Source organism: Pseudomonas tritici (assembly GCF_014268275.3).
Taxonomy (GTDB): domain Bacteria; phylum Pseudomonadota; class Gammaproteobacteria; order Pseudomonadales; family Pseudomonadaceae; genus Aquipseudomonas; species Aquipseudomonas tritici.
Genome location: NZ_CP077084.1, coordinates 225,182 through 241,211 on the forward strand (window position 1 = coordinate 225,182; position 16,030 = coordinate 241,211).

Here is a 16,030-nt window from a genome sequence, read left to right on the forward strand (position 1 = left end):
TTCTCCTAGATGATTGCCGCACATATCAGCGTAATGCCGCGGGCTTGAATCTGGTCGCGGGCCTCAAGCGGCAGGCGATCATCGGTGATAAGGGTATGGACGCTGCTCCAGGGCAGTTCCAGGTTGGGAATCTTGCGGCCGATCTTGTCGGATTCGACCATCACCACCACTTCACGGGCGACCTCTGCCATGACGCGGCTCAGGCCCAGCAGTTCGTTGAAGGTGGTGGTACCGCGCTGCAGATCGATGCCGTCGGCGCCGATAAACAGTTGATCAAAGTCATAGGAACGCAGCACTTGCTCGGCGACCTGGCCCTGGAACGAGTCCGAATGCGGGTCCCAGGTGCCGCCGGTCATCAACAGCACCGGCTCGTGCTCCAGCTCGCTCAAGGCGCGGGCCACGTGCAGGGAGTTGGTCATCACCACCAGGCCGGGCTGGTGGCCCAGTTCGGGGATCATCGCGGCGGTGGTGCTGCCGCTGTCGATGATGATGCGCGCGTGTTCGCGCAGGCGCGTCACGGCGGCACGGGCGATGGCGCGCTTGTAGATCGAGATGGGTTGGGCGGCGTCGCCGACCAGTTCCTGGGGCATGGTAATTGCGCCACCGTAACGGCGTAACAGCAGGCCGTTGCTTTCGAGGGCAGCCAAGTCCTTGCGGATGGTCACTTCCGACGTTTCGAAACGCTTGGCCAATTCGTCCACGCTGACTTCGCCCTGTTCATTGAGCAAGGTCAGGATGTTGTGGCGTCGTTGGGGGGTATTTCGTTTCGACATGGTGATGGTAAGTTTCGTTTCGAAAGATAACGAAGGCAATCAAAACCTATTGGCGAAACATCGTCAAGTGGGGCGTGCGAAATTTTTAGGTGCACACCCCAAAATAAATGTGGGAGCTGGCTTGCCTGCGATAGCGGAGTGTCAGGCAACATAAATGTTGAATGCCAGACCGCTATCGCAGGCAAGCCAGCTCCCACAGGAGGCAGCGTTCAGCCAGACAGATTGTGGATAACTCAGGTCTTTTTGATTTTGACCGGGCGTTTCCAGCCATCAATGTTGCGTTGGCGGGCACGGGCGACTGCCAGTTGGGACTTATCCACATCCTGGTTGATGGTTGAGCCCGCGGCTGTGCTGGCGCCATCGTCGAGGGTAACCGGGGCGACCAACGAATTATTGGAACCGATAAATACATCCGCACCAATGGTGGTCTGGTGCTTATTGGCGCCATCGTAGTTGCAGGTGATGGTGCCCGCCCCGATGTTAGTTCGCGCACCTACAGTGGCATCACCCAAGTAGGTCAGGTGTCCGACTTTGGCTTCGTCGTCCAATGTGGCGTTTTTCAATTCAACAAAGTTACCCACATGGGCTTTAGCGCCCAATACGCTTCCTGGACGTAACCGCGCAAACGGCCCAGCATCGCTGCCCTCGCCCATCACGGCGCCGTCGATATGGCTGTTGGCCTTGACCACCGCGCCTTTGCGCAGGGTGCTGTCCTTGATCACGCAGTTCGGGCCAATCACCACGTCGTCTTCGATGATCACGCGGCCTTCGAGGATCACGTTGATGTCGATCAGCACGTCGCGGCCGACAGTGACTTCGCCACGCACATCGAAGCGCGCCGGGTCGCGCAGGGTCACGCCCTGGGCCATCAAGCGGCGGCCTTCGCGCAGCTGGTAGTGACGTTCAAGCTCTGCAAGCTGCTTGCGGTCGTTGGCGCCCTGCACTTCCATCGGGTCGTGTGGCTGTTCGGTCGCGACCAGCAGGCCATCGCTCACGGCCATCTCGATGACGTCGGTGAGGTAGTACTCGCCCTGGGCATTGTTGTTGGACAGGCGGCTCATCCAGTCGGCGAGCTTATTGGCAGGGACCGCCAGAATCCCGGTGTTGCCTTCGGTAATGGCGCGCTGAGTTTCGCTGGCATCCTTGTGCTCAACGATGGCCGCGACCTTGCCGTCGGCATTGCGCACAATGCGCCCGTAACCGGTAGGGTCATCCAGTTCAACGGTCAGCAGGCCCATCTGGCCAGACACGACATGCTTGAGCAGGCGTTGCAGGGTTTCCACTTCAATCAGCGGTACGTCGCCGTACAGGATCAGCACGGTGTCGGCAGTGATGAAGGGCACGGCTTGTGCGGTGGCATGGCCGGTGCCGAGTTGTTTGTCCTGCAAAACGAAATTCAGGTCATCCGCGGCCAGGCGCTCACGGACCACATCGGCACCGTGGCCAATCACCACGTGGATGCGCTGCGGGTCGAGTTGCCGGGCGCTGTGGATAACATGACCAAGCATGGAGTTGCCGGCCACCGGGTGCAGCACCTTGGGTAGGGCCGAACGCATACGGGTGCCCTGGCCTGCGGCGAGAATGACGATTTCAAGAGACATGAGTGGCTACCAATCCTGGGCGGTCCGACTTCAGACCAGAGAAGTGTTTTGCAAAAAAAGAAAAAGGGTAGCCGAGGCTACCCTTTTTAATCAATCGCGCATAAAGCATGACGGCATGGCCGCTTACTTCTTGCGGATCTGCTGGAGCGTGCGCAGCTGAGCTGCAGCCTCGGCCAGACGTACAGCAGCAGCGCTGTAGTCGAAGTCGGCACCCTTTTCGTTCAGGGCCTTCTCGGCAGCCTTGACGGCTTCCTGAGCGGAGGCTTCATCCAGGTCGCCAGCACGTTGCACGGTGTCGGCAAGTACCTTGACCATATTCGGCTGAACCTCGAGGAAACCACCGGAGATGTAAAACACCTCACGTTCCCCGCCTTGCTTGGTCAGCGTGATCGGACCTGGTTTCAAGCTTGTGATCAGCGGGGCATGACCCATGGCGATACCAAGATCACCCAGGTCGCCGTGCGCTGTAACAAACTCGACCAGACCGGAGAAAATTTCCCCTTCCGCGCTGACGATATCGCAATGGACTGTCATAGCCATCTGATTGCCTCAACCTGATGAGCGCCCGTTACCGGGCGCCTGGATTACAGTTTCTTGGCTTTCTCGATCGCTTCTTCGATGCCGCCGACCATGTAGAACGCTTGTTCTGGCAGGTGGTCGTAGTCACCGTTGAGGATGCCTTTGAAGCCAGCAATGGTGTCTTTCAGGGAAACGTATTTACCCGAAGCACCGGTGAAGACTTCAGCCACGAAGAACGGCTGCGACAAGAAGCGCTGGATCTTACGAGCACGGTTTACCAACTGCTTGTCGGCTTCCGACAGCTCGTCCATACCCAGGATCGCAATGATGTCCTTCAGTTCTTTGTAACGCTGCAGCACGTACTGAACGCCGCGAGCGGTGTCGTAGTGCTCCTGGCCGATCACGTTCGGGTCCAGCTGGCGCGAAGTCGAGTCGAGTGGATCGACCGCTGGGTAGATACCCAGGGAAGCGATGTCACGGGACAGAACGACGGTGGCGTCCAAGTGGGCGAAGGTGGTCGCAGGCGACGGGTCGGTCAAGTCATCCGCAGGTACGTATACCGCTTGGATCGAAGTGATCGAACCTTCCTTGGTCGAAGTGATACGTTCTTGCAGAACGCCCATCTCTTCAGCCAGGGTCGGCTGGTAGCCTACTGCGGAAGGCATACGGCCCAGCAGTGCGGATACTTCAGTACCGGCCAAGGTGTAACGGTAGATGTTGTCGACGAACAGCAGAACGTCGTTACCTTCGTCACGGAACTTCTCGGCCATGGTCAGGCCAGTCAGTGCTACGCGCAGACGGTTACCCGGCGGCTCGTTCATCTGACCGTAAACCAGTGCCACTTTGTCCAGAACGTTGGAGTCCTTCATCTCGTGGTAGAAGTCGTTACCCTCACGGGTACGCTCACCCACACCGGCGAACACGGAATAACCGCTGTGCTCGATGGCGATGTTACGGATCAGTTCCATCATGTTTACGGTCTTGCCTACACCGGCACCACCGAACAGACCGACTTTACCGCCTTTGGCGAACGGGCAAACCAGGTCGATAACCTTGATGCCGGTTTCCAGCAGGTCGTTGCCGCCAGCTTGTTCGGCGAACGAAGGTGCTGGACGGTGAATGCCCCAACGCTCTTCGGTGTCGATCGGGCCAGCTTCGTCAATCGGGTTGCCCAGTACGTCCATGATCCGGCCCAGGGTCGCTTTACCGACCGGTACGGAGATGGCTGCGCCAGAGTCGATTACGTCCAGACCGCGCTTCAAGCCTTCGGTGGAACCCATCGCAATGGTACGAACTACGCCGTCGCCCAGCTGCTGCTGAACTTCCAGAGTAGTGTCCGCGCCTTGTACTTTCAGCGCGTTGTAGATGCTCGGTACGCTGTCGCGTGGAAATTCCACGTCGATAACGGCGCCGATGATTTGAACGATACGTCCGCTACTCATAGCTGGATCCTCTGAATATTTGAACCGTTAAACCGCGGCAGCGCCGCCGACGATTTCCGAGATCTCTTGGGTGATCGCAGCCTGACGCGCCTTGTTGTAGATCAGCTGCAAATCGCTGATCAGATCACCGGCGTTATCGGTAGCGTTTTTCATCGCGATCATCCGCGCTGCTTGTTCAGCTGCGTTGTTCTCGACCACCGCCTGGTACACCTGCGACTCCACGTAGCGCACCATCAAGCCGTCAAGCAGCTCTTTGGCGTCTGGTTCGTAGAGGTAGTCCCAGTGGTGCTTGAGTTCCTGATCCGGAGTCGCCACCAGTGGAATCAATTGCTCCACGGTTGGCTGCTGGGTCATGGTGTTGATGAACTTGTTGGATACCACGGAGAGGCGGTCAATCCGGCCTTCCAGGTATGCATCCAGCATCACCTTCACACTGCCGATCAAATCATTGATCGACGGCTCTTCACCCAGGTGGCTGATAGCTGCAACGACGTTACCGCCGAAGTTGCGGAAAAAGGCCGCACCCTTGCTACCAACAACACACAGATCGATCTCGACGCCGTTTTCGCGGTTTACCGCCATGTCCTTGACCAGGGCCTTGAACAGGTTGGTATTCAGACCACCGCACAAACCACGGTCACTGCTCACAACCACATAACCGACGCGCTTGACTTCACGCTCGATCATGAATGGGTGGCGGTATTCCGGGTTGGCGTTGGCCAAATGCCCAATTACCTGGCGGATACGCTCCGCATAAGGACGGCTAGCAGCCATGCGCATTTGTGCCTTGCGCATTTTGCTGACCGCCACTTTTTCCATGGCGCTGGTAATCTTTTGCGTGCTTTTGATGCTCGCAATCTTACTGCGAATCTCTTTTGCGCCTGCCATGTAACACCTATCAGGTTAGCAAGCGGGAGCCTTGCGGCTCCCGCTGCGGCTTACCAGGTTTGGGTGGCCTTGAACTTCTCGATACCGGCTTTCATGCCAGCGTCGATATCGTCATTGAAGTCACCCTTCACGTTGATCTTCGCCATCAATTCGGCGTGATCGCGGTTGAAGTAAGCAATCAGCGCTTGTTCAAAGCTGCCAACCTTGGCGATTTCAACGTCGGTCAGGAACCCACGCTCAGCGGCATACAGCGACAACGCCATGTCAGCGATCGACATTGGGGCGTATTGCTTCTGCTTCATCAGCTCGGTAACGCGCTGACCATGCTCAAGTTGCTTGCGGGTCGCTTCGTCCAGGTCAGAAGCAAACTGGGCGAATGCCGCCAATTCACGGTACTGAGCCAGAGCGGTACGGATACCACCGGAGAGCTTCTTGATGATCTTGGTCTGAGCGGCACCACCCACACGGGATACCGAAACACCGGCGTTCACTGCTGGGCGGATGCCCGAGTTGAACATGGCCGATTCCAGGAAGATCTGACCGTCAGTGATGGAAATCACGTTGGTCGGAACGAACGCGGAAACGTCGCCAGCCTGGGTTTCGATGATCGGCAGTGCGGTCAGGGAACCGGTTTTGCCGGTCACTGCGCCGTTGGTGAACTTCTCTACGTATTCTTCCGAAACGCGGGATGCGCGCTCCAGCAGACGGGAGTGGAGATAGAACACGTCGCCTGGGTAAGCTTCACGGCCTGGTGGACGGCGCAGCAGCAGGGAAATCTGGCGGTAAGCCACTGCTTGCTTGGACAGATCGTCATAAACGATCAGCGCGTCTTCACCGCGGTCGCGGAAGAATTCACCCATGGTGCAACCGGAGTACGGTGCCAGGAATTGCAGCGCAGGAGATTCCGAAGCACTGGCAGCCACGATGATCGTGTTGGCCAGGGCGCCGTTTTCTTCCAGCTTGCGAACCACGTTGGCGATGGTCGATTGCTTCTGACCGATCGCTACGTAGACGCAGAAAATGCCGCTGTTCTTCTGGTTGATGATCGCGTCGATGGCCAGAGCGGTTTTACCGATCTGACGGTCACCGATGATCAGCTCACGCTGGCCACGGCCGACTGGGATCATGGCATCGACAGCCTTGTAGCCAGTCTGTACAGGCTGGTCTACCGACTTACGCCAGATCACGCCTGGAGCAACTTTCTCGACCGCGTCGGTCTCGGTGTTGCCCAGTGGACCTTTACCGTCAACAGGGTTACCCAGTGCGTCGACTACGCGACCCAGCAGTTCCTTACCTACCGGAACCTCCAGGATGCGGCCAGTGCACTTGGCGCTCATGCCTTCAGCCAGACTGGTGTAAGCGCCCAATACAACGGCACCTACGGAGTCTTGCTCCAGGTTGAGGGCCATACCGAAGACGCCGCCCGGAAACTCGATCATCTCGCCGTACATTACGTCGGCCAGACCGTGAATCCGCACGATACCGTCAGATACGCTGACGACAGTGCCTTCGTTACGGGCTTGGGAGGTCACATCGAGCTTGTCGATGCGGCCCTTGATAATTTCACTTATTTCGGAAGGATTGAGTTGCTGCATTGCTCTGCTGCCCCTTCAAACTCAAGATTTCAATGCTTCGGCAAGATTCGCGAGTTTGCCGCGAATCGAACCATCGATAACCAGGTCGCCGGCGCGAATGATGACACCACCAATCAGGGTGGCATCCTCCGCAACTTGCAGGCGCACTTCCCGGTCGAGTCGTGCACTGAGAACCTTGGCGAGTTTGTCTTGCTGTTCTTGGTTCAATGCGAAAGCACTGGTCACTTCAACATCTACCGACTTCTCTTGCTCGGCCTTGTACAGGTCGAACAGAGCGGCAATCTCCGGCAAAAGCAGGAGACGGTCGTTTTCGGCAACGACGTGCAAGAAGTTCTGCACTTTCACATCAAACTTGTCGCCGCACACGTCAATAAACGTGGCGGCCTTGTCTGCGCTCGTCAGTCGCGGGGCCTTGAGCACGCGCTGCATGGTGTCGTCTTGCGACACTGCTGCAGCCAGGCCGAGCATGGCTGACCAAGAGGCCAGCTGCTGGTGGGCCTGGGCGTGCTCGAAGGCTGCCTTAGCGTAAGGTCGGGCCAACGTGGTCAATTCTGCCATGATCGCCCTCGCTTAAATTTCAGCAGCCAGTTTGTTAACCAGCTCCGCGTGCGCGTTTTGATCGATTGTGGCGCCCAGGATCTTCTCAGCACCGCCGACGGCCAGAGCACCCAGTTGGGCACGCAGCGCATCTTTGACACCGTTCAGTTCCTGCTCGATCTCGGCCTGAGCCTGAACCTTCACACGGTCAGCGTCGATACGGGCTTTTTCAACAGCCTCTTCAACAATCTGGTTACCGCGTTTCTTGGCTTGCTCAATGATCTCGGCTGCTTGGGCTTTCGCTTCGCGCAGTTGCTGACCCGCTTTATCTTGGGCCAACTCCAGGTCGCGAGCTGCTCGGGCTGCAGCGTCCAGTCCATCCGCGATCTTCTTCTGACGCTCGTGCAGAGCTGCGATGACCGGAGGCCATACGAACTTCATGCAGAAAACGACAAAAATCAAGAACGCTAAGGACTGACCAATAATGGTTGCATTAATGTTCACGCCAATACCTCGCTCATTCGTTGCACAACACACCAATCACTCGAAAAACGAGTGATTAACCGGCGAGTTGACCAACGAAAGGGTTCGCGAAGGTGAAGAACAGAGCGATACCAACACCGATCATGGTCACGGCGTCGAGCAGGCCGGCGACGATGAACATTTTAACTTGCAGCATTGGAACCATTTCTGGCTGACGCGCGGCGCCTTCCAGGAATTTGCCGCCCAGCAGGCCGAAACCAATGGCAGTACCCAGGGCGCCCAGGCCGATCAACAGTGCAACAGCGATAGCGGTTAGACCAACTACAGTTTCCATCTTTCCTCCCGACTTTTACGTCGTATGGTTTAGGTTTTTTAGATTTTAAAGCGGTAAAACAAATCGTTTCATAGCCCTGGTGGGCCACCTTCCCGTTTCACCGGGAAGGACATCAGACTAGTCGAGACTGGCCTTAATGGTTCTCTTCGTGCGCCATCGACAGGTAGACGATGGTCAGCATCATGAAGATGAAGGCCTGCAGGGTGATGATCAGGATGTGGAACACAGCCCACGCCCACTGCAGAACGATGCCCAGGCCGCTAAGCCAGAGCAGGCCGCTGCCGAACATCACAGCGATCAGAATGAACACCAACTCGCCGGCATACATGTTGCCGAACAGTCGCAGAGCCAGGGAAATCGGCTTGGCGATCAGGGTTACGAATTCCAGCAGGAAGTTCACCGGGATCAGCAGGGCTTGAACAAAGATGTTCTTGCTGCCGAACGGGTGCAGGGTCAGTTCGCCGATGAAGCCGCCGATGCCCTTGATCTTGATGCTGTAGAAAATGATCAGCGCGAACACCGACAAGGCCATGCCCAGGGTAGCGTTCGGGTCAGTGGTCGATACCGCGCGGAATGGAATGTGCGGGTCGCCGGAGATCAGGATGGCCAGCTGAGGAATCCAGTCAACCGGGATCAGGTCGACGGCGTTCATCAGGAACACCCAGACGAAGATGGTCAGTGCCAGCGGTGCAATCACCGGGCTACGGCCATGGAAGCTGTCTTTCACGCTGCCATCGACGAATTCGACCAATACTTCAACGAAGTTCTGCAAAGCACCTGGCTGACCGGAAGTTGCCTTCTTGGCCGCCATGCGGAAAATCAGAACGAAGATCAGACCCAATGCGACCGACCAGCCCAGAGTATCCAGGTGGAAAGCCCAGAAACCCATTTCTTTGGCTTCTGCTGCGGAGTGGGCAAAGCCCCAGCCGCCATTAGGAAGCTGACCGAAGGTCAGGTTCTGCAAGTGGTGCTGGATATAGCCCGAAGCGGTTGTTTCTGCCATGGTTGCCTCAAACGCCCTAAGGTTTCGAAAGTCTTGTTTTCATTAGCAGGGGAGCGAACCAGCTGACCAGTTGGGTCAACACGAAGACGCCGAATACAGCCAGCGGCGCCAATGGCTTCACACCTGCAAAGGTCAGTGCAAACAGCACTGCCGTCAAAATCAGTTTCCCCGCCTCGCCGGCATAAAAAGACCGGACGATAGCCTGGGCTGCTCGGGCGCCGGAAAACCGAAAGGCCCTGTGAGCAAAATACATATTGGGCAGCAAGGCTATCAGGCCTCCGCAGAGTCCTGAATATCCGGCTACGACTCCATGCCCGTACCAAAGCGCCAAAGCGGCGATCAGTAAAATCACAAATTGAGCCAATAAAACCGGAAAAACGGCCAAGCGATGGAACGGCAACGTGTTTGGCGTGCGGGTTTCCATCACTTTTGCTCCTCAATGGTCGGCTGCCGGAAATCAATAACTTGGCATAATTTGTGCCGACAAAATGCGCGCAGAGTATAGGGGCGGTTCAGCCCCTATTCAACTGCCGGGTAGTGATTTCCGATCGCGCGCTACATGAGCAAATGTTTCAGCGGATGTGAGCAAGAACACCCTGAAGCTCATCCAGCGAGTTATACCCGATAACCAGTTGCCCTTTGCCCTTCTTGCCGTGACGAATTTGCACCGAAGAGCCCAGCCGCTCGGCCAGGCGCTGCTCAAGACGCGCGATATCCGGATCAGGTTTGGCCGTTTCGACCGGTGCAGGTTTGCCGCTGAGCCACTGGCGAACCAGGGCCTCGGTCTGACGAACGGTGAGCCCCCGTGCGACAACGTGTCGCGCCCCTTCAACCTGTTGATTTTCCGGCAAACCGAGCAAGGCACGGGCGTGGCCCATTTCCAGGTCGCCATGGGACAACATGGTCTTGATGACTTCCGGCAATGCGATCAGGCGCAGCAAGTTGGACACGGTCACGCGGGACTTGCCCACCGCGTCCGCGACTTGTTGCTGGGTCAACTGGAATTCCTGCTGCAGACGCTGCAAAGCGATCGCTTCTTCGATCGGGTTGAGGTCTTCACGCTGGATGTTCTCGATCAACGCCATGGCGATGGCGGTTTCATCCGGCACATCGCGCACCATCGCCGGGATAGTTTCCTTGCCAGCCTGCTGGCTCGCGCGCCAGCGGCGTTCACCGGCGATGATTTCATAACGGCCGTCACCAATCGGGCGTACCACGATTGGCTGCATCACGCCCTGGGCCTTGATCGAATTGGCTAACTCCTCCAGCGCCTGGGGGTCCATGTCCCGGCGTGGCTGGTATTTGCCGCGCTGGATCAGGTCCAGGGGCAGGTGTTGCAGCTCGCGCTCGTCGGCCTGCACCGCTTGTTCTTCAAGCGATGTGACGGTCGGACCACTCAGCAGTGCATCCAGTCCACGTCCGAGACCTCGTTTCTTGACGGCCATGGGGATTCCTTAAGTTGGCTGGGCTGCAGCGGTGCGTGAGTTGCGGCGTTGGCGACGAACCATCTCGCCGGCCAGTGCCAGGTAAGCAATGGCACCGCGCGACGTTTTGTCATAGGCCAACGCGGGCATGCCATAGCTTGGCGCTTCGGCCAGGCGGATGTTGCGTGGAATCACGGTGTCGTACAACTGCTCGCCGAAGTGTTCCTTGAGCTGCGCCGACACATCGTTCATCAGGCTCAGGCGCGGATCGTACATCGTGCGCAGTAAGCCTTCGATCTGCAGGTTCGGGTTGAGCAACTCGGCGATTCGCTTGATGTTATCCACAAGGTCGCTCAAACCTTCCAGTGCGAAGTATTCGCACTGCATGGGGATAATCACCCCATCGGCGGCCACCAACGCGTTGAGCGTGAGCATCGATAGCGACGGTGGGCAGTCGATCAAAATGTAGTCGTAGTTCTCGCGGATCGGCGCCAAGGCGCTGCGCAGACGGCTTTCTTTCATCTGCATTTCGAGCAGCACCACTTCCGCCGCGGTCAAATCGCGGTTGGCCGGCAGCAGTTGATAACCGCCGTGCTCGGAGTAGTGCATGGCCTGGCCCAGGTCGCACTCGCCAATCAGCACGTCGTACACCGAGTTTTCCAGGCCGTGTTTATCCACACCGCTACCCATGGTGGCGTTGCCCTGTGGATCGAGATCGATCAACAGCACCCGACGCTTGGTGGCGACCAGGGATGCTGCGAGGTTGATGCAGGTGGTGGTTTTACCCACGCCACCTTTCTGGTTCGCTATTGCGAATACCTTAGCCATTCTTGCTTGTGTTCCCAATCATGCCGTGCGGCGCAGTATCAGCAGATGGCGTTGGCCTTGGCAACCGGGTACGGCCAAGGCGTGTTCGCTATCGAGGTGGAAGTCTGCCGGCAATGCTAACAGCTCGTCGCTTGGATGAACGCCCTTCATTGCCAGCCAGCGCGTGTCACGGTCGCCAAGGTGGCGAGTCCAGTTGCTGAAGTTCTCCATGCTGCTGAACGCCCGGGAAACAATTCCGTTGAAGGGCTGTTCAGGCGTGAAGTCTTCGACGCGGCTGTGGATAACCTGCAGGTTGTCCAGTTTGAGTTCAAGTTTGACCTGGGTCAGGAAGCGGGTTTTCTTGCCGTTGCTGTCAAGGCAGGTCACTTGCGACTCGGGAAACAGGATGGCCAGCGGGATGCCAGGCATGCCACCGCCACTGCCCACGTCCAACCAGCGACCGTTTTCGATGAATGGCATTACGCTCAAGCTATCGAGCAAGTGACGCGAAACCATTTCATCAGGGTCACGCACAGCAGTCAGGTTGTAAGCCTTGTTCCATTTGATCAACAGGGCCAGGTAGCCCAACAGCAATTCGTGCTGGGCCGGGGTCAGGTCAACGCCCAGCTGGAGCGCCCCAGTGGATAACTCTTCGGCGTGTTGCGAGGTAACAGACGAACTCAAGCGCTTTGCTCCAACTGACGGCCCGCGCCGCGTTTTTTCAAATGAATCATCAACAGCGAAATGGCTGCCGGGGTGACACCGGGAATACGTGACGCCTGCCCCAAGGTTTCTGGCCGAGTTATCCCCAGCTTGCTTTGAATTTCTTTCGACAGCCCGGAAATCCCGGTGTAGTCGATATCCACAGGCAGCTTGGTGTTTTCACTGGCACGCAGCCGAGCGATCTCGTCCTGCTGGCGGTCAATGTAACCGGCGTATTTGGTCTTGATTTCGACCTGCTCGGCAACCTGTGGGTCTTCTGCGCCGTGGCCGGTCACTTCGACCAAGCCAGCGTAGTCGATTTCCGGACGGGACAGCAGGTTCAGCAAGTTGTATTCGTGGGTCAGCGGCGTGCCGAATTTTTCGGCGATCGCGTCGCCCTGCTCGGTGCCCGGGCGAACCCAAGTGCTTTTCAGGCGCTGCTCTTCCAACGCAATGCTTTCGCGTTTTTTGCAGAAAGCTTCCCAGCGTGCGTCATCGACCAGGCCCAGCTCGCGGCCTTTTTCGGTCAGACGCAGGTCGGCGTTGTCTTCGCGCAGGATCAATCGGTATTCCGCCCGGGAAGTGAACATCCGGTACGGTTCCTGGGTACCCAGGGTAATCAGGTCGTCGACCAATACGCCGATATACGCTTCATCGCGGCGCGGGCACCAGCTGTCTTTGCCCTGCGCGCGCAATGCCGCGTTGGTCCCGGCCAGCAAACCTTGGGCGCCGGCTTCTTCGTAACCGGTGGTGCCGTTGATTTGCCCGGCGAAAAACAAACCGCCAATGACTTTGGTTTCCAGGCTGTACTTCAGGTCACGCGGGTCGAAGTAGTCGTACTCGATGGCGTAGCCCGGACGCACGATGTGCGCGTTTTCCATACCGCGAATCGATTGCACGATCTGGATCTGTACGTCGAACGGCAGTGAGGTGGAAATCCCGTTCGGGTACAGCTCGTGGGTGGTCAAGCCTTCGGGCTCGATGAAGACCTGGTGGCTTTCCTTGTCGGCAAAGCGGTGGATCTTGTCTTCAATCGACGGGCAATAACGTGGGCCGATGCCTTCGATCACCCCGGAATACATCGGCGAACGGTCGAGGTTCGCCGCGATGATTTCGTGGGTGCGTGCATTGGTGTGGGTGATCCAGCAGCTGACCTGTTTGGGGTGCTGTTCTTTGGAGCCCATGAACGACATGACCGGGATCGGTGTATCGCCGGCTTGTTCGGTCATCACCGAGAAATCCACAGAACGCCCGTCGATACGCGGCGGGGTCCCGGTTTTCAAACGGCCGACGCGCAGCGGCAATTCACGCAGTCGTTTAGCCAGGGCGATCGAGGGGGGGTCACCCGCACGGCCGCCGGAATAGTTCTGCATACCGATGTGGATAAGTCCGCCGAGGAACGTACCGGTGGTCAACACCACGGATTCTGCGTGAAACCGCAGGCCCATCTGCGTGACAACACCGCGTACCTGGTCTTGCTCGACGATCAGGTCATCCGCTGCCTGCTGAAATATCCACAGGTTCGGCTGGTTTTCCAGGGTTTCGCGTACCGCCGCCTTGTACAGGATGCGGTCGGCTTGAGCCCGGGTAGCCCGTACGGCCGGGCCTTTGCGGCTGTTGAGCACGCGAAATTGAATACCACCTTTGTCAGTCGCCATGGCCATCACGCCGCCAAGGGCGTCGATTTCCTTGACCAGATGGCTTTTGCCGATCCCACCGATGGCGGGGTTGCAGCTCATGGCACCGAGGGTTTCCACGTTATGCGTCAACAACAGGGTTTTGACACCCATGCGTGCTGACGCCAGTGCTGCCTCGGTACCGGCATGACCGCCGCCGATGACGATCACTTCAAAACGGGAAGGGAAATCCACCACGCACCTCGTGCCTGCTTATGTAGGTAATCAGGAATTGTCTGTTGAAAGAGATTGGAGCAATGCCGGCAAGTATAGGGACTTAGCCCTTGCTAAAGAACCCTTTGCACAAAATTTAACCAGCTGTGGATGAATCACAGACAATAGAAATTAAAAGAGAGAAATTTATTAAATCTTTGTTTTTATGTTTATTTCTACTTATCACCTTTTCTGTGGATAGATCTCTACAAGCCCCTATTTACAATGTGTACAGAGATTCAAAAGTCTGTGGTCATGTGCCAATGAGGCCCTTGGATAAGTGGTTTAAGCCTGTGGATTAAACAGGTGGTTATCCACAGGCAGGTTTTTACTCAGGTTTCAGGCCCTGTTATCAACTGGGCACAAGGGCGGTTATTCACAGGGTTTAATCCACAGAAATTGGTTCAACCGTGTGTATTTCGCCCACACGCAGGCCAACCAAATCCTCACATTCGTTGGTAAGCGCAGAAAGTAGAGATCTATTGTGGGAACACCGTAGGGCAGTTAATAATAGCGATTATCATTAACCTAGTTCGTCATGCCCTATGCCCCCTTCTTCACACACGGTTGCAGTCCAGCATATCTATGAGCAGCACCATTCCTGGTTGCACGGGTGGCTCAAAGGGAAGTTGCATAACGCCTGCGATGCCGCCGATGTGGCGCACGATACGTTCGTGCGGATACTAGGCGGACGGCATGCGGCGCAGATCGTTGAACCGCGGGACTATCTGGCGACCATCGCCAAGGGCCTGGTGATTGATCGTTATCGCCGGCACGCCATCGAACAGGCCTACAGACAAACACTGGCTGAACGGCCTGAAGGCACCGCCATCAGTGAAGAAGACAAGGCCATCATCATTGAGACCCTGGTGGCTGTGGATAAAGCCCTGTCCGGACTCGGCGAGCGGGCGCGGCGGATTTTCATGATGTCGCAGATCGAAGGGCTGACTTATCAACAGATCGCCAATCAACTGCAGGTGTCACTGACCACAGTGAAGAAGCATATGATTCGGGCATTGACTGAGTGTTCGCTGATCATGGCCAGCCTGTAATGGCGATTCCCGATCGCAAGACCTTCGAGTCCGCAGCCAGTTGGTATGTGCAATTTCAATCCCAACCGGCTACACCCGCAGAACGCCAGGCCTGGCAGCAATGGCTCAACGATGATCCGGCCCATCAGGCGGCATGGAACCAGATGGAGCAATTACAGCGCAGTCTTGGCGCTCTGCCCCAGGATTTAACCCGCCGTGCATTGTCGACCACGCAGCAACGTCGCCAGGTACTGAAGTGGATGCTGGTGTTAGGCGGTACCGGGTACTTGGGCTGGAATGTTCAGCAACACACGTCTCTGGGCAATGTATTGGCCGACTACCGGACTTCCGTGGGTGAACGCCGGCGTATCGAATTGGCCGATGGCACGCAACTTGATCTCAACACCGGCACGGCGATTGACGTGGTATTCGACGGGCGTCAGCGTTTGATCCGCCTGCGCGAAGGTGAAGTACTTATCCACACGGGAAAATTGGGCGGGCACACGCCCTTTTATGTCGAAACCCGCCAAGGGCGAGTCCAGGCATTGGGTACCCGATTTACCGTGCGCCAACTGTCGGACACCACACGTGTCGGCGTTCTGGAGGATCGCGTGAGCGTGTCGCCAGGTGACCAGCCCAACCACGCCCGCTTGCTCGGAGCAGGTGAAAGCGCTGACTTTGATCGCCAAAACGTCGGGCCGAACATTGTGTATCGCGGTTCCCAGGCGGCCTGGGTCGATGGCCAGTTGATCGTATTGGATGCTCGACTCGGGGATGTACTCGACGAGCTCGCGCGTTATCGGCCGGGCGTATTGCAATGCGACGTGGCTTCGGCACGTCTGCGCGTTTCCGGTACGTTGCGCCTGGATTCAACGGATGCGGTACTGGCCAATCTGCAAGCGACCTTGCCGATCAAAGTGAAGTATTTCACTCGCTATTGGGTTTCGGTGAAGCGAATCAGCTGACTGGAAAAATTATCCATAAGGGGGTTACCTTTTTTTT

17 protein-coding genes are annotated in these 16,030 nt (G+C 57.1%); 2 read left to right on the plus strand and 15 right to left on the minus strand.

The features are described from left to right. Nucleotides 1-5: 5 nt before the first annotated feature. From HU722_RS00900 to mnmG, 15 genes are all read right to left on the minus strand, one after another. On the minus strand, nucleotides 6-773 hold the full coding sequence (locus tag HU722_RS00900; protein WP_065891283.1) for a DeoR/GlpR family DNA-binding transcription regulator: 768 nt from the start codon (nucleotides 771-773) through the stop codon (nucleotides 6-8). Between the two features lie 233 nt (nucleotides 774-1,006). Beyond that, entirely contained in the window at nucleotides 1,007-2,374 is a 1,368-nt protein-coding gene (gene glmU, locus HU722_RS00905) for a bifunctional UDP-N-acetylglucosamine diphosphorylase/glucosamine-1-phosphate N-acetyltransferase GlmU (protein WP_186753129.1), read from the minus strand. 123 nt (nucleotides 2,375-2,497) lie between these two features. Then, a complete protein-coding gene (locus HU722_RS00910) occupies nucleotides 2,498-2,914 on the minus strand; it encodes a F0F1 ATP synthase subunit epsilon (protein ID WP_003195825.1) in 417 nt (138 codons plus the stop codon). Between the two features lie 44 nt (nucleotides 2,915-2,958). Next, a complete protein-coding gene (gene atpD / locus HU722_RS00915) occupies nucleotides 2,959-4,335 on the minus strand; it encodes a F0F1 ATP synthase subunit beta (RefSeq protein WP_057725772.1) in 1,377 nt (458 codons plus the stop codon). 27 nt (nucleotides 4,336-4,362) lie between these two features. Then, a complete protein-coding gene (atpG, locus tag HU722_RS00920) occupies nucleotides 4,363-5,223 on the minus strand; it encodes a F0F1 ATP synthase subunit gamma (RefSeq protein ID WP_028618578.1) in 861 nt (286 codons plus the stop codon). A gap of 50 nt (nucleotides 5,224-5,273) precedes the next feature. Continuing rightward, a complete protein-coding gene (gene atpA, locus HU722_RS00925; protein ID WP_053127456.1) occupies nucleotides 5,274-6,818 on the minus strand; it encodes a F0F1 ATP synthase subunit alpha in 1,545 nt (514 codons plus the stop codon). A gap of 21 nt (nucleotides 6,819-6,839) precedes the next feature. Beyond that, nucleotides 6,840-7,376, minus strand: a complete 537-nt coding sequence (locus HU722_RS00930; protein WP_049710821.1) for a F0F1 ATP synthase subunit delta — start codon at nucleotides 7,374-7,376, stop codon at nucleotides 6,840-6,842. 12 nt (nucleotides 7,377-7,388) lie between these two features. Then, nucleotides 7,389-7,859 (minus strand): F0F1 ATP synthase subunit B, encoded by a 471-nt coding sequence (locus HU722_RS00935; protein ID WP_008439543.1) that lies wholly within the window; start codon nucleotides 7,857-7,859, stop codon nucleotides 7,389-7,391. 55 nt (nucleotides 7,860-7,914) lie between these two features. Further along, complete coding sequence (gene atpE / locus HU722_RS00940) at nucleotides 7,915-8,172, minus strand: F0F1 ATP synthase subunit C (protein WP_002555987.1); 258 nt, start codon at nucleotides 8,170-8,172, stop codon at nucleotides 7,915-7,917. Between the two features lie 133 nt (nucleotides 8,173-8,305). Next, nucleotides 8,306-9,175: a F0F1 ATP synthase subunit A gene (gene atpB / locus HU722_RS00945; protein WP_049710820.1), complete on the minus strand. Its 870-nt coding sequence runs from the start codon at nucleotides 9,173-9,175 to the stop codon at nucleotides 8,306-8,308. A 16-nt stretch (nucleotides 9,176-9,191) separates the two neighbouring features. After that, entirely contained in the window at nucleotides 9,192-9,599 is a 408-nt protein-coding gene (locus HU722_RS00950) for a F0F1 ATP synthase subunit I (protein WP_003177069.1), read from the minus strand. Between the two features lie 148 nt (nucleotides 9,600-9,747). Beyond that, nucleotides 9,748-10,620, minus strand: coding sequence for a ParB/RepB/Spo0J family partition protein (locus HU722_RS00955; protein WP_065875572.1), 873 nt, complete (start codon nucleotides 10,618-10,620; stop codon nucleotides 9,748-9,750). A gap of 9 nt (nucleotides 10,621-10,629) precedes the next feature. Beyond that, nucleotides 10,630-11,427: a ParA family protein gene (locus HU722_RS00960; protein ID WP_065880333.1), complete on the minus strand. Its 798-nt coding sequence runs from the start codon at nucleotides 11,425-11,427 to the stop codon at nucleotides 10,630-10,632. An 18-nt stretch (nucleotides 11,428-11,445) separates the two neighbouring features. Continuing rightward, nucleotides 11,446-12,090 carry a 16S rRNA (guanine(527)-N(7))-methyltransferase RsmG gene (rsmG, locus tag HU722_RS00965; protein WP_065880334.1) on the minus strand — a complete coding sequence of 215 codons (645 nt, stop codon included), beginning with the start codon at nucleotides 12,088-12,090 and terminating at the stop codon, nucleotides 11,446-11,448. Next, nucleotides 12,087-13,979 (minus strand): tRNA uridine-5-carboxymethylaminomethyl(34) synthesis enzyme MnmG, encoded by a 1,893-nt coding sequence (mnmG, locus tag HU722_RS00970; RefSeq protein WP_065880387.1) that lies wholly within the window; start codon nucleotides 13,977-13,979, stop codon nucleotides 12,087-12,089. Before mnmG ends, rsmG begins: the two co-directional genes overlap by 4 nt. Before the next feature lie 563 nt (nucleotides 13,980-14,542). On the opposite strand from mnmG, the gene HU722_RS00975 reads away from it, so the two are divergent. Together HU722_RS00975 and HU722_RS00980 are read left to right on the plus strand one after the other, a co-directional pair. Beyond that, nucleotides 14,543-15,049, plus strand: coding sequence for a sigma-70 family RNA polymerase sigma factor (locus HU722_RS00975; protein ID WP_065891281.1), 507 nt, complete (start codon nucleotides 14,543-14,545; stop codon nucleotides 15,047-15,049). Next, complete coding sequence (locus HU722_RS00980; RefSeq protein ID WP_065880336.1) at nucleotides 15,049-15,993, plus strand: FecR domain-containing protein; 945 nt, start codon at nucleotides 15,049-15,051, stop codon at nucleotides 15,991-15,993. Before HU722_RS00975 ends, HU722_RS00980 begins: the two co-directional genes overlap by 1 nt. Nucleotides 15,994-16,030: the final 37 nt, after the last annotated feature.